This window comes from Mediterraneibacter sp. NSJ-151, from assembly GCF_022487435.1.
Taxonomy (GTDB): Bacteria; Bacillota; Clostridia; order Lachnospirales; family Lachnospiraceae; genus Schaedlerella; species Schaedlerella hominis.
Window position 1 is genome coordinate 84,588 of the sequence record NZ_JAKVPP010000007.1, and the last position, 14,045, is coordinate 98,632.

The window sequence follows — 14,045 nt, forward strand, 5'->3', positions numbered from 1 at the left end:
CGGTTCTGGTATGGGGGTCTATATTTTCCTCCACCCTTGTATTTTCACGCTCTGACTACACTTTCTCATACGCGCTGTTGATCATATCCTGTACTGCTCCCTCGAAGTCTGGATTCGGTACCGCTGGAACATCTTCCAGGAACTCCAATCCATTCAGGTAATTTGCAAGCGGAATCATCTGTATGTTTCCCAAAGCGTCCTCATTGTTGCGATCTACAACATACACAGCTTTTCCTTTGCTCATCTTCTCCAAGGCTTTTTCTTTGCTTATCCCTGTGAACATATTTACCTATCCCCTTTCACCTATCTTTTTTCTCGTTTATTCATGCGTTCTAGTTCCGCTTCAATTGCGACCAATAAATCCTTTGCCAACGCTTCTTTTCGATGCTTTGTGTATACGCTCTCAATTTCATCAACAAATTGTTCCCAATCTTTTTCACCCATATTGATTCCATAGTACTGCCTGTATATCTTCCAGCAATCATGAAACAACCTTGCAGCATCCATGAACCCCATCATAGTTCTGATACCCGAATATAAATCCCTGGAATGTCCGCCCAAAATTTCTCTGCTATCTCTCTGCAGACTAAAGCATCATCTGTCCAAAATCCAACCGATGTCATGCAGTCCTTTAATAACTTCTGCAGATTATCTGTATCTGGTTTACTCGACCGATATTCTCCATCTTTGTGTTTTCCTCTCGGGAAGCACCACTTTGCAACAAGTTCTATAGGTTCCGTATACTTCTGATCCGGCTTATAGATTGCGAGATGTCCTTTTATCTTTGCTCTTGCCGTTCTAAGTTCCGGCGGTTCATAAAATACTGGCTTACCATTCACCACATGCACTTGTTTCTCTTGATGCGTTACTGTAGGCGGAATCATCGCCATAAAAAATTCAGTTACCACTAACTTCACCTCTTTAAAGTGTTAAATTTTAATTTTGAAAAAAACTTTTTTGTCAGGTACTGCAGGGGAAGGAGTCGTCGTGCGTGAGCTTTCGCACGACTACTTACCCCTACCTGACCGATAGGGAGGGAAAAGACCTTTTATATATACGTAGTATATATAGTTTTTTTCTTCCCTAAGGAAAATAACGTAATTTGCGTTTTTTTCCCTCATTTTTTCCCTGCTCATGGAAAAGGAAAATAACGGACTTTTTTTCCTTTCTTCCCTACGGAAAATAACGCATTTTCTGTATTTTTCCCTCGGAGGGAAAATAACGTAATTTACGTTTTTTTCCGTACCTCACCACCTTCAATTACAAATCCGCCGTGCTCTTTCAAACGGTTTCGGACTGTCTTTTCTGTCACTGCCATGTACTCTGCCAAATCGTCAACAGTTACCTTTTCACTGATTCCGCAGGCTTCAAAAGCAAGCTCTATCGACTCTTTTCGCTCCTTCTTTTTCTGCGCTGGCGATTTCCTTTTGTCCATGGCTCTCTTCCATCCCGGCTTTTCATCTTCTATCTTAATGTCCTGCAGGGCTCCAGATTCGTCCATTTTATGTACCGGATAATCGAACCATAGATTTACCGGAGCGAACTTCGGAAACTCTCTGAGCGTGCCGTCAATACGCCATGCTGTACGTTGTTGCACCGCCTTGCTTGCCTTGTCAATCTCATCGTTCAGAACTTTGAATTCAAGTGATTTCATCGTCTTTCCGCAATACTGTACCATCGCAACACCGCTGCACAAATCATCTTGAGATAAGTCTTCATTCATCTTATCCTCATATCCGTATCGCTTTAATAAAGCTTCACAAACTCTGCAGGACGCTTTATTTTCCTCTTGTTTCAGCAACGCATCTGTTGTTTCCAATTCTATTAAGTCCAGAAGCGCATCCGGATCTCTTGCGAATACTCCAGAGCCAGACGCACGATCCATTGCCTTTTTTCCGCCCTGACTTCCTTTGCTATGATGATGACAATAAATAACTGCACATCCAAGCTCCGTACAGACCTTATCAAACTGATTACAGAAATTTGCCATCTGATCAGCACTATTCTCATCACCAGTAATTACTTTATATATCGGGTCGATAATGATTGCTTCATACTCTTTTTTTGCTGCTCTTCTGATCAGTTTCGGTGCCAGTTTGTCCATAGGAACAGATTTTCCACGGAGATTCCAGATATCAATATTTTTTAGGTTATCCGGGCTCCATCCCAGCGCTTCGTACACATCCTTGAATCGATGCAGACAACTCGGTCTGTCCAGTTCCAGATTTACATACATTACTTTTCCTTTGCAGCACTTCCATCCCATCCATTTTTTGCCTTCTGCGATTGCGATACAGAGCTCTATCTGCAGAAATGATTTTCCAGCTTTTGACGGACCGGCTATCAGCATCTTATGTCCCTTACGCAGCACACCTTCTATTAGGCATGGTGCCAGTTCTGGAAGATTGCCCCATACATCATCAAGACTTTCAGGATCCGGAAGATCATCGTTTACACTTTCAATCCATTCATACCATTCTGTCCACGATTCTTTTCCGATGTTCGTATCGACAAGGAACTGCTTATGGCCATTCCGCTCTACTCCCGGCATACGGGACAATCTGGATGGATTCTTATTTTGCGTATCTACCTTCAATCCATTCTTCTGGCAGACATTATATAAATAATCCACTCGTTTTCGATATTCACTGTAGTTTTCAGCATCTACCTTTACAATTGCGTGTAGACTTTTCCCGCCGGAATGTACCAAGCACGAGACTGGCAGCTCCAGCTCCTGAATGATTGCGTTTTGTTTTTCAATCTCCATTCCATCCGATTCGACCAGCGCATACCGAAATTCTGTTACATTCTCATTTCGTACGCCCTTTCCGTCCAACGGATTAAAACGAATCCATGCCCCTGCAGATGCATCATAATCTCCCAGCACGCTTCCAATGTCACCTTCACATTTTGCAAGTTTCTCGATGAGCTGTCCTGCAGTTCTGGTGTAGTCTCCTTTGTCAGCAGGGAGATATTTTCCTTCTTTCTCCCAGCTTTTTACTACATATCCAACGATTTCAGATGGATCATACAGTGTTTCAAGATATCGGATAATCTGAGAAACCGGATTCCAGTTCTTCGGCTCTCTTACTTCTCTGCCTTCAACCCATCCTTTATCCACAACAACCAGATCATCCTTCTCACCACTGATTTCATCATTCCAGTCTAATTCATGTCCGGACTCTCCATGAGATGGATTCCATCCATGGTCAAGTGCCATCTGTACAAGTGTTCCTGCTGTAATTGGCATGGAAGATCCGTGGAAGCTTCCCCACTTCTTAAAGCACTCTCCGGAGTGATACCGACCAATGTCTCTGCGACTCCAATTGTCCCAATCTGCAGCTGTATATCCTTCATGTTTTAATCCCATTCCGACATTTACCCATTCCTGATAATCCAGATCAGATGGGTCAATATGCTCAATGATTTCAAGCAGATCTGTTTGTTGCTCCATGCCTATACTCCTCTGTATTCAGCCGGGTTGATATCCGATGGAATTCTCCACCCATTACCGGCGATTCTGTCAATTAATTTTTTTGCGTTATCAAACTGCCATGTTCCAACATGCTGGAATCCTCTGCTTTCGAGAAAACGAATCTGTTTTGGAGTTGTAAGTCCTTCTGTTCTACGCTTATCAAGTCTGTCCAAGATTTTCGCCGCTTTTCCAGCGTTATCAATCTGATCTGGAAGAATTCCGAGTTTTTCCAGCGTCTTTACTTGCTTTTCAGATGGTGGTGCCATCTCCCAACCAAATGCAGGAACATATCCAGATAAATCTTCTGCCTGGATACTCATCTCGAATTGCAGCGGATCCACAAGCTTTCGTTTCCTTCGCTTCATCTCTGCCAACTGCTTTGCAAGAGCTTCTTCTCGCTGTGCAACAACATCCTCTGCTGCAGCCCTCTCCGCCTCTTCTATGTCAATAGGACATCCGGCATCCTTTTCCATATTGGATGTCATTTGCTTTGCTACTTCTTCATTCTCACAAATCAAAGAAGCTGGGTGACAAAGCTCATGCCGTTCTGTATGCCATAGAAAATCCAATAATAATAGATGGTCTTTTCCGGTCTCAGGAGAAAGTCTGGTTCCGCGTCCAACCATCTGACAATATAAACTCCGGACTTTTGTAGGTCGCAATACAACGATGCAGTTAACACTTGGACAGTCCCATCCTTCTGTAAGAAGCATGGAATTACAAAGCACGTTATATTTGTCATTATCAAAATCTTCTAATATTTGTGCTCTGTCCTTACTGTCTCCATTTACCTCTGCAGCACGGAATCCGTGATTATTCAAAATATCCCTGAATTTCTGACTTGTCTTAACCAACGGAAGAAATACAACTGTTTTCTTATTACTGCAGTATTTTTCCATCTCTTCCGCTATCCCTTCCAGATATGGATCCAAGGCAGTTCCAAGATCCCCGAGCTTAAAATCTCCAGACTGTACACTTACTCCGGTAAGATCAACCTGTAATGGAATAGTAACTGCCTTTATCGGTGACAGATATCCTTCTTTGATTGCTTTCGGAAGTGTGTATTCGTATGCAAGACTTTCAAACACAGTGCCAAGATTCTTCATATCTCCACGATCTGGTGTTGCTGTTACTCCCAACACTTTTGCATCAGTAAAATGCTGCAGAACTCTCTGATAGCCATCACTGATGCAGTGATGTGCCTCGTCAATGATAATGGTATCAAAGTAATCAGTTGGAAACCTTCCAAGTCTCTTTTCACGCATTAAGCTCTGAACAGATCCAACCGTGATACGAAACCAACTACCAAGACAGCTCTGCTCTGCTTTTTCTGTTGCGCACCCAAGACCAGTTGATTTTGCAATCTTGTCTGCCGCCTGATCAAGCAGCTCTCCACGATGTGCGAGGATTAGCACCCTGTCACCGTTTTGAACACATTGTTCTGTCACTTTTGCAAACACGATTGTCTTTCCGCATCCTGTTGGAAGTACGAGGAGAGTCTTGTGGACTCCATTCTCCCATTGCTGAAAGATGGAATCCTTTGCCTCTTGTTGATATGGTCTAAGCTGCATTAGAACTCACCTGCCTTGAACTGCTTCTCCTCTTTTTCGTAAAACTTTTTGATTTCATTGGACTGATGCTCTTCACCATCATTTCCTTTCCAGTTGCGAATAGACAGTTTGCATCGTCCCTTTGCACCAATAACAGCGTTCCAATTCATTTTTACTTTTTCACCTTTTTTCTTCTGACCAATAGCCGTGAAAAATGCTGAAATCATTCCCTCGGTTTTTGTATGAAGGAATAAGTTATGTGTTAGAATTGTGGATCCTTCATTGGAGTCAATCCTCAGTTTCAAAATCGCTTTGTTGCAAGCTGGAAGCTTATCACTTCCAGGATGTCTTCCTCTCTCAAAACTCTCTACGGTAAAATCGTAGTCTCCTTCCGGAAGCAGCGTAAAATCACTATCCTTTTCAATCTCATCGTTCCAATCTAATTCTCTTTCCATTTCGCTCATATATATGTCCTCCTACTTAATTAAATGGTACTTCGTATGTTTCCCGCAGTTTCTGAATCATGCCGTACACCTGCGGCCATGCACCGACAAGCACTCCAGATATGAAGTTTGGATCATAGTTCAGAATCGGAGTTGCTTCCGGATAATATCCTTTGTCCGCAACAACCTTCCGAATTTCCTCTTCAGACACCAGCTTCTCTTCCATCAGATCACGCAATGCTTTTGGAAGATTTTCATCCACATGGAATGCACTGGATCTTGGAATCGGTTTGTCCGGCTCTTGCTCAGACAGATTCCTATCAGCCTTAACATCTTGATTTTCTGGGTTTGTATCAAATTCCATCTGTTCCGGAACACCATCTGGAATATCCATGAAGTCCGGTTCTTTTGCCGATTCTTTTTCAGGCTCCGGAATAGATTCTTGCACCGGCACATTTTTCTGCGTTGCCTGCTGAGCATTACTTCCTGATACTGATTCTTCTATAATCTTGGAAATCTCGGCATAATCGAATGGAATCTCGTCTTCCAGTCCATACCTGTTCTTCGCATCCCAACATGGGTGATGATTCGTGTACATGACACGTCTTCCTCCCTGCGCTTTATGCTTTTTACCATCCTTATCTACAGCAACAGAATATGTTCTGTAATTCGCAAACAACAACATGTCCGCCCATTCTTTCACCAATGGAGAAGTTTGGGATGATGTCTTCTTGCCGAGCTTCAGCTCATATCGATCATATGCACCCATCTCATCCGGCTGTTCAAATTTACGCATTTGCGCATGAGCTGTAAGAACAACATTGACACCTCGTTCAACTACATCTTCCAGATGGTTTAGAAACCGCCCGAACTCTTCTTTTGCATACACATAACCGTTTCCGTATCCGAAATCTTCAATTCCTGATTTTCCATGTTTACTGCAGATTGATTCCACACATAACTGCTCCGCCCAATCGATGGTATCGATCACGAGAGTCTTGCAAACACTTGGATTATTCTTTATGTAATCAATTTCTTCGAGCAACATTTGCCAGCTGCTTGGACGCGGCAGTCTCGCCACATCCATATCGTTTGTACTTCCTTCTGTATCAATGAAAACAGGATTTGGAAATTTCGATGCAAACGTACTCTTTCCAATTCCTTCCGGTCCATAGACAACTACTTTCTTAGCGCGAGCTATCTTTCCTCTTGTAATCTCCATTAAAAGCTACCTTCCTTCCATTCTTTTTTCGGTAATGGTTCTGGATTTGCAACATATCCATCTTCGATGATGATGCTGCATTCTCCACCAGTGCTTACCCTTGTAGCGATTGCCTGCAGACCTTCCTGTTCCAACCATTGTCCGAATTCGTTTAATGTCTGCATATCCATCTGTTCTAATTTGTCAAGAAGAACGAAACCGCATTTCGGATTCAGTTTCCGAACAATCGCTGTAGATACCTTCATACGATCGGATCCAGACATGTTGTCCCACTTCTGACCTTTGTACACAAGTTCCCCATCTTTTACGGACAAATCCGGAAGAGGGAGTTCTGCAGCATTTAAAAGCTCAGTCTTTTTATCTCTGGTATTCACGATCTTTTCGGTAAGCGCTGCATATTGATTTTTGTAATCCAGAGCATCATCTTCCGCCTTATCTTTATCCATGTTTGCACGAACCTTACGATTGATTTCCTCGATATTGGCAATATTATCTTCCAGTTCTGCAGTTGATTCATCATGAAGTTCTAATGTTGTCTTCATAGCAATCTCTTCATCGGATACTGCCTGATTATATTTTGCAACCAAGTCTTCTTTCCGCTTCTGCAGTGCTTCGATATTTCCATCTACTATCTGAATCTCATCAAATAGTCGGTGTTTGTTTCTAGTAATCTCATTTAGCTGATCACGTTTACGCTGGTTTTCACCATTCTTTGCAAGAATGTCCTGTTGTTGCTTAATCAGTTCTGCTGCAGATACTAGTTCTTTTGGAGCATCCGGATAATAGGCCTGTTCATCTGCAAACTTCTTTTTCTGATCTGCAATCTGACCGATTGCAAGCCTTTGGTTGTACAGTTCTTTTTCTTCCTTATCCAGAACTGCAAGTTGATCACCGACGCCAATTATTTTTAGTAGCGTCTGCGCTTTCTCTTTTCCGGACGCATCCATAAACTTCGGAAGATCCAGTGCAAGTTGTTCCACGAATTCATTCAGCAACTGCTGTCCGCCTTTGTTTCCATCCGGATCCGTGACTTTAAGCGCGCTGTTTTTTCCCTTCCGTTCTACTACGAGACCATTACTCATTACGATATGTAATGTAGGAGGGATTGTGGAACCCTTCCGCTGCGCTTCAGATGGTCTGAATTTATCACCTCCAAGAGCCCATGCAATAGAATCCAATACCGACGTCTTCCCCTGGTTGTTGTTTCCTCCAACAATCGTAAGCCCACTTGCAGTCGGCTCAATCTTGACCGCTTTAATCCGTTTTACATTTTCTACTTCAAGTTTATTGATTTTGATACTTTCCATTATGATTCCCTCCATTTAGCTCCGTCACACCAGAAATAATCATCCGTCGGAACATATCCAGCCAATACTATTAAGCATGGATCCACATCACAGATATGATCTCCTTCTCCGATTCCAGTCAAATATGTGCAGTTCTCACAACATTTTTCTGCATTTTTCTGTTTTGCCATTACTTAAGACCTCCCGCAATGCTTTCCATAATTACATCCAACACATTCAACACGGAATCAAATTTCTTTATTTCATGTATGATTTTTTCATCAAATTTCTTCCTGCCGGTCAAATGATCTATGATCTTCGCGTTGATTCTTGCAGCAATTCTCATCGCGACATCTTCGTCGACTCCAGTCTCCATAATCGTTTCGCACGTTGCTACACAGCTTAAGATTCTAAGCTGCTCTTCTGTTGTTATAATTTTCTTATCTTCCATTTTTCCTCCAAATCTGTTAAAATAAAATTGGTTAATTTTCTGAGTGCCTGAGCTTGCCGGCTCACATGGGCGCTCTTTTTATAGGTATCCGACGATACACGACAGTATCACTGCCATTATCAGCGGACCGGTTACGATCAGCGATGCGATTGCTGCCGCGATCAGCTCGTCCAGCCACCGTCTTCGTCGAGATCTATTCCACATCTATATCACCTCCCTGTTTCGAATCTCTTCTACTGTTTTCTCTCCCCGCCACATGAATCCAGATAGCTCATATAGTTTTTTCGGAGAGATGTAAAATTTTCTGTATGGACGTTTTCCTCTCTTTCTGGGTGTCTTGTGGACGAACCCCAGATCGAGCTCTCCGGAATCCATGCTGTTCATAAGAACTTCCCTGTCCATACCGAGAACTTTACTTGCTACCATTACCGGAACGCTACCAGGATGGAATTCTGTCACGTTTTTCACCTCCTAGTTTCCTTTCTCTACATTAGTATCAGACAACTAACTTTATTGAATTTCTCGTAATCTCCACTTTTGTTGACAGATTTGGATGACTAGAAAGAAATTTCATTACATTAATACACCAGTTTTGCAGTTCTGCACATTCTTCGGTCCAGCATCCATCCTTCAGTTCAAAATCCGTCATGGATGTTGGGCCTGAAATACCATTTTTTTCAAGAACTCCCATCTACATCACCCCGCTTTCTTCTTATTGTCTTTTTCTCTCTTATCTCCTATAATTTACATACAGGCACTGCCATGCCGAGTATGGAAAGAAAGGAGTATAACTCTATGAACCTAACAAACGATGCCGATAAACTCGCTTGCATTGTGTATAAACAATATTTACATATGCGAAATGATGGCATGTCCAAAGCAAACGCAAAGCATTTTAACCATAATTTCTATACAAATATTGCCTGCCTATCAAAATGGCATCCAGACGATATAGATGAAACCATCAATGAATTAAAGCGATCTGGTCTTGTAAAGAAATACATGGACGGTGGCTTTGTCTTACTCGATGAATTCATCATTTATATGGAAACCCGTTTTAAAAACGGGATCATAGAAGTCACTGATTTTATCAGCAAATTTATTCCTTAGATATTGCGGTCGCTGGTATTGTAAAACACATCTTCTGTAATCATCAGCGACCACTCTCCATTTTTAAATTCCAGCTCCAGATGAGATACATTGCGCTTCTCTTCTCCGTTAATCTCGTAAATTCCTTTTTCTCTATCAATATGGATAGATACAAACTTTTCTTTCTTCATCTACATCACCTCCTACTCTAAGAAATATTCAATAGGCTTCTTAAAATAATCCGCAACTGCTTTTACCTTATCGACTCCTGGAGTGTTGTTATTCCATTTGTAAATACTTCCACGAGCAAATTTGAGGTCAGATTCGAGATTTGAAATTGAAACCCCTTTTTCTTTGCAAGCTGCTTTTACATTATCGTAAATAGACAAGTTACCACTCTCCTTTCATTAAACCGTAAAATATTACGTTTTTATATTGACAAATTACGCAAGATATTCTATATTTGAAGTGCGAGCAACATTATATAATACGCGTAATCACTTTTTGATTTCCGCCATATCTTGCGTAACTTATAACTTTATTATACACATGATTTGGCGTATGTCAATAGTATTTTGCGCAATATTTGGAGGAATTTACTATGGGACTTTACGAAAACGTAAAACAAGCCGCCAAAGAAAAGGGATATTCAATAAATCGATTAGAGCAAGAACTCGGATTTTCACGCAGTTACATAGGTAAATTTAAAACAATTACGCCTAGTGCTGACAAGATTCAAAAGATAGCAGATTTTTTGAATGTTTCATCGGACTATCTGCTTACTGGTGAAAAAGTTGATAGCAGTTTAACACCACGAGATACTAAGGATATTAAAAGCATACTTGAAAACACAGAAGAATTGCTCAAACAAGATGGGCTCATGTTTGATGGAAATCCAGCAAGCCAAGAAGCAATTGATTCTATTCTGTCCGCAATGCAAGTAGGTATGGAAATGGCAAAGAAAAAGAACAAAGAGAAGTACACTCCGAAAAAGTACAAGAAGGACTGATATACATGGATATAGCATCTAAGGCGAACAACCTTGCCAGAAAATATGATACAAGAAATCCATTCGAGATAATAAAGTCGCTCAACGCAATTGTTGTCTTCCATCCGCTTGAGGGTGTGAACGGATTCTATCAATATTTTCAGAGAAACAATATTATTTATATTGATGAACGTCTTTCTGACAAGGAGAAGATGTTTGTGTGTGCCCATGAACTAGGGCACATGTTGTTACACAAGAAATCTAATGCGATTTTTATGGATTCAAGGACTCAATTAAATACATCAAAATATGAAATTGAAGCTGATAGATTTGCAATTAATCTCCTTGTTCCCGATGATGAAATCGAAGAACATTTAGATTTTACAACATCTCAATTTTCCAGATTATTCGGGTATAGTAAGCGACTGATCGAATTGAGATTGAAAGATTTTAATTAGATATAACCTCTTCGGAGATTATATAAACTAAAGCATTGGTAGTGTTTTTTCTAGATACAAATACAACTGAAAAGAGGAATAATCATGGGATTCATGGACATTTTTAAAATCAAAGAATTCAAATCCGAAATTGACAGGCTACAAAGCGCAAATCAAGAGCTCTTAAATTCTAATGAGGTTATGAATAGCCAACTTCAAGAATTAGGAGCGTTTGATTATTACAAAATAAAAGAAATGACAGATTTATTACAATCCGAATACCATCAAAAAGAAAAGGATTTGCAAACAGAATACGCTGACAAGATAAAACAAGCTGAAACAGATCTTTCTAAACGAATATCCAGATTAGAAGAAGTTATTTCTGATAGAGAAGAAAAAAGCACAGCAGTCCTTTCTTCTTTAGATGACCTACGATTGCAGGAAGCTAAATTAACGAAAAGTGTTAAAACGCAAACAAATAAGCTCGCCCGGTCTAAAGAACTTGTTAAGGCGATAAACTATACATTTGAAAAATATTTAAATTACGAACCATCTCAATCTACCATAAAGCTTCCCGAAAACGATTTATCTGATTTGGAAGAAATCAGTCCGTCGGTAATACTGAAACTCCACTGTATGGATGTGAAGGATTTAAGGAAAGCGTATCGTGAAAACGATAAGCAAATCAACACTATTCTCGAGAAGTATTCTGCAAGATATACTACAAAAGCAAATCAAGCAATATACAAACTGATGGTCATTGCTCTTAGAGCAGAACTACAGAACATCCTTTACAACTTGAAATATGAAAAACTGGATAAATCTGTGAGCGATGTAAAGACTGTAACTCAAAAATATTTAAAGATTGCCGGCGATGGTAATCAAAGCATAGCTGGTACACTCACAAAATTTATTGGAGAAATTGAATATCTGTTTATTAATGCTGTAAAGATTGAATATAATTACTATGTTAAGAAAGAACAAGCTAGGCAAGAACAACTTGCTATAAGAGAGCAGATGCGCCAGGAAGCGGAAGAACGAAAAGCCTTAGAAGCAGAACGCAAGAAGGTTGAGCGAGAAGAATCCAAATACAATGGCGAGATTGAAAAACTTAGAGAACAATTATCTGCAGCAAAAGATGATGAGTTCGAAAAATTAAACGCAAGAATTCTAGAGCTTCAATCTCAGTTAGCTGATGTGATAGTTAAAAAGAAAGAAATCTCGAATCTCGCAAATGGAAAGGCCGGAAATGTATACGTGATTAGCAATCTTGGATCGTTCGGTGACAAGATGTTTAAAATAGGAATGACAAGAAGACTAAATCCTCAGGATAGAGTCAATGAGTTGGGGGATGCGTCTGTACCATTTAAATTTGATGTCCACAGCTTTATTTTCTCCGATGATGCTGTCGGTCTCGAAAATAAATTGCACCAAATTTTGGATGATAAACGGGTAAATAAGGTAAACCGTAGAAAAGAATTTTTCTACACATCTATTGATGAATTAGAACAACTTGTAACAGAGATTGAACCTACTGCTGAATTCAACAAGACGATGTTGGCCGAAGAATTTCACCAGTCATTATCGAGTGACGTAAACTATACTGACGATTATGTTGACGATAATTGGGATGAAGAATGATATAACCGCTCCGGCGTTTAAATAAAAAACCGCCCGGTACTGGTAATACCGAACGGTTTCACAATTACATACCCGAAGATATGCACTTATAAAAGCGAATATATTGTATCATCTTCGGGGCAGCTACACAATCCAGAACATTTGTTTTGTGCTGGCTGTTATTTTTATACGCAAATGTGCGACGTCGCACAAAAGATAAGGAGGATGATAACATGGCAAGATACAAAAAGAGAGCTGATGGTCGATATTACACCAGCATTGCGAGTGGTGAGTTCGACGATGACGGAAAGGAGCTTCGCATCCCGGTATATGGACACACGGTAACAGAATTTGAAGCAAACAAGGATGCCGTGCGAGCACAAGTATTATCCGGAGGTTACGCGAACGATAAGAACACTACGTTTTCCGAGTACAAGTGGCAATGGTATGACACTTACATTAAAGGCACAGAATTGTCACACGCGAGGAAAAAGGCCTACGAGAACACCTTGAACAACCACACCGGTGTACTGGATGGTATCAGTATCGGATCTATTCGGAAGATGCAGGTCCAGAACGGATACAACAAGCTGAACGGGCATCCAGATCTGCAGCATGAATACAAGATTACAGTGAATCAGATTTTTCGCGCTGCAATCGATGACCGGTTAATCGTTAAGAATCCGGCTGACAATCTATCGGTCACAAAAGTGAAGCGAAAAAAGAAACGTGCTCTTACAAAAATTGAACGTGAAGCTATTAAGCGAGCCGATCTGGATCTGAAGGAACGTTGCTTCATCGGAGTGTTGCAGTATGCTGGGCTGCGTCGAGAGGAAATACTCGCTCTGACACGCTCAGACGTGGATTTAGAGAACGATACGATACAGGTCAGTAATGTGGTCGAGTTCATAGGTGAAAAGCCTAATTTCCGCGATTACGCGAAGACGCCACAGGGAGAACGAACCATTGACATTCTGGCGCCGCTGAAACCGATCCTGACGGAGTATATGCAGCAACTGAACGGTCTTATTGTTTTCCCAAATAACCAGGGGACACTAATGTCCAAGACGCAATACCGGAGGTTCTTCGAAAAGATCAAATTGAAAATTAACACGGCTGCTGGCGGGAAACATCATTATGATAAAGTTGTGAAAGGAAAGCATACAAGATATGTATTGGCATATGACATCGATATGTGTAAGGGATTATCGGCACATGTGTTTCGTCACGAGTATGCAACCATCCTGTACTATTCCGGTGTCGATCTGCTCGAAGCAATCCGGTTGTTCGGACACTCTGATTCCAAGACTCTCACAGACGTGTACGCCGAACTCAGGAAAGAAGAATCAAAGTCAAAAGACAAGCTAAATGAGTATTTGACTAAAAATTACGGATAGGGTTCTCCGGGAGCCCTTGTGCGCACTGGGCTGAGGGGCATTTGATTTGACTAAATTTTGACTAAAATTGAAACGGTTTTCATCCGA

Annotated in this window: 19 protein-coding genes; 5 read left to right on the top strand and 14 right to left on the bottom strand. The window is 40.9% G+C overall.

Annotation, left to right across the window (positions count from 1 at the left end):
• Positions 1-55 precede the first annotated feature (55 nt).
• From LQE94_RS08855 to LQE94_RS08910, 12 genes are all read right to left on the bottom strand, one after another.
• On the bottom strand, positions 56-283 hold the full coding sequence (locus tag LQE94_RS08855) for a hypothetical protein (RefSeq protein WP_118687680.1): 228 nt from the start codon (positions 281-283) through the stop codon (positions 56-58).
• Positions 284-303: 20 nt separating this feature from the next.
• Positions 304-507, bottom strand: coding sequence for a hypothetical protein (locus LQE94_RS08860; RefSeq protein WP_147365989.1), 204 nt, complete (start codon positions 505-507; stop codon positions 304-306).
• An 8-nt stretch (positions 508-515) separates the two neighbouring features.
• Positions 516-908 carry a RusA family crossover junction endodeoxyribonuclease gene (locus LQE94_RS08865; RefSeq protein WP_118687682.1) on the bottom strand — a complete coding sequence of 131 codons (393 nt, stop codon included), beginning with the start codon at positions 906-908 and terminating at the stop codon, positions 516-518.
• A 320-nt stretch (positions 909-1,228) separates the two neighbouring features.
• Entirely contained in the window at positions 1,229-3,454 is a 2,226-nt protein-coding gene (locus LQE94_RS08870) for an AAA family ATPase (protein ID WP_118687683.1), read from the bottom strand.
• Between the two features lie 2 nt (positions 3,455-3,456).
• Complete coding sequence (locus LQE94_RS08875; RefSeq protein ID WP_240577478.1) at positions 3,457-5,046, bottom strand: DEAD/DEAH box helicase; 1,590 nt, start codon at positions 5,044-5,046, stop codon at positions 3,457-3,459.
• Entirely contained in the window at positions 5,046-5,489 is a 444-nt protein-coding gene (locus LQE94_RS08880; protein WP_240577479.1) for a DUF669 domain-containing protein, read from the bottom strand. The genes LQE94_RS08875 and LQE94_RS08880 overlap by 1 nt, the downstream gene beginning before the upstream one ends.
• Positions 5,490-5,505: 16 nt before the next feature.
• Entirely contained in the window at positions 5,506-6,690 is a 1,185-nt protein-coding gene (locus LQE94_RS08885) for an ATP-binding protein (protein WP_118687686.1), read from the bottom strand.
• Positions 6,690-7,997, bottom strand: a complete 1,308-nt coding sequence (locus LQE94_RS08890; RefSeq protein ID WP_118687687.1) for an AAA family ATPase — start codon at positions 7,995-7,997, stop codon at positions 6,690-6,692. The genes LQE94_RS08885 and LQE94_RS08890 overlap by 1 nt, the downstream gene beginning before the upstream one ends.
• A complete protein-coding gene (locus LQE94_RS08895) occupies positions 7,997-8,167 on the bottom strand; it encodes a hypothetical protein (RefSeq protein ID WP_240577480.1) in 171 nt (56 codons plus the stop codon). Before LQE94_RS08895 ends, LQE94_RS08890 begins: the two co-directional genes overlap by 1 nt.
• Complete coding sequence (locus LQE94_RS08900) at positions 8,167-8,427, bottom strand: hypothetical protein (protein WP_240577481.1); 261 nt, start codon at positions 8,425-8,427, stop codon at positions 8,167-8,169. The genes LQE94_RS08895 and LQE94_RS08900 overlap by 1 nt, the downstream gene beginning before the upstream one ends.
• Positions 8,428-8,631: 204 nt before the next feature.
• Positions 8,632-8,886 carry a hypothetical protein gene (locus LQE94_RS08905; protein WP_118687689.1) on the bottom strand — a complete coding sequence of 85 codons (255 nt, stop codon included), beginning with the start codon at positions 8,884-8,886 and terminating at the stop codon, positions 8,632-8,634.
• Positions 8,887-8,923: 37 nt separating this feature from the next.
• Entirely contained in the window at positions 8,924-9,118 is a 195-nt protein-coding gene (locus LQE94_RS08910; protein WP_240577482.1) for a hypothetical protein, read from the bottom strand.
• Between the two features lie 104 nt (positions 9,119-9,222).
• Here LQE94_RS08910 and LQE94_RS08915 point away from each other — a divergent pair, with 104 nt between their 5' ends.
• Positions 9,223-9,537 (top strand): hypothetical protein, encoded by a 315-nt coding sequence (locus LQE94_RS08915; RefSeq protein ID WP_118687691.1) that lies wholly within the window; start codon positions 9,223-9,225, stop codon positions 9,535-9,537.
• Here the strand turns inward: LQE94_RS08915 and LQE94_RS08920 are convergent.
• Together LQE94_RS08920 and LQE94_RS08925 are read right to left on the bottom strand one after the other, a co-directional pair.
• Entirely contained in the window at positions 9,534-9,707 is a 174-nt protein-coding gene (locus LQE94_RS08920) for a hypothetical protein (RefSeq protein WP_240577483.1), read from the bottom strand. The two genes, LQE94_RS08915 and LQE94_RS08920, sit on opposite strands and share 4 nt — an antisense overlap.
• Positions 9,708-9,719: 12 nt before the next feature.
• Positions 9,720-9,905 (bottom strand): helix-turn-helix domain-containing protein, encoded by a 186-nt coding sequence (locus LQE94_RS08925; RefSeq protein WP_118687692.1) that lies wholly within the window; start codon positions 9,903-9,905, stop codon positions 9,720-9,722.
• A gap of 212 nt (positions 9,906-10,117) precedes the next feature.
• On the opposite strand from LQE94_RS08925, the gene LQE94_RS08930 reads away from it, so the two are divergent.
• From LQE94_RS08930 to LQE94_RS08945, 4 genes are all read left to right on the top strand, one after another.
• The gene (locus LQE94_RS08930; RefSeq protein ID WP_118687693.1) at positions 10,118-10,525 is read left to right on the top strand and encodes a helix-turn-helix domain-containing protein; all 408 of its coding nucleotides are present in this window, start codon (positions 10,118-10,120) and stop codon (positions 10,523-10,525) included.
• 5 nt (positions 10,526-10,530) lie between these two features.
• Positions 10,531-10,962 (top strand): ImmA/IrrE family metallo-endopeptidase, encoded by a 432-nt coding sequence (locus LQE94_RS08935; protein ID WP_118687694.1) that lies wholly within the window; start codon positions 10,531-10,533, stop codon positions 10,960-10,962.
• Between the two features lie 84 nt (positions 10,963-11,046).
• On the top strand, positions 11,047-12,582 hold the full coding sequence (locus LQE94_RS08940; protein ID WP_240577484.1) for a GIY-YIG nuclease family protein: 1,536 nt from the start codon (positions 11,047-11,049) through the stop codon (positions 12,580-12,582).
• Positions 12,583-12,794: 212 nt separating this feature from the next.
• A complete protein-coding gene (locus LQE94_RS08945) occupies positions 12,795-13,958 on the top strand; it encodes a tyrosine-type recombinase/integrase (RefSeq protein WP_118687695.1) in 1,164 nt (387 codons plus the stop codon).
• The last annotated feature ends 87 nt before the right edge of the window (positions 13,959-14,045 follow it).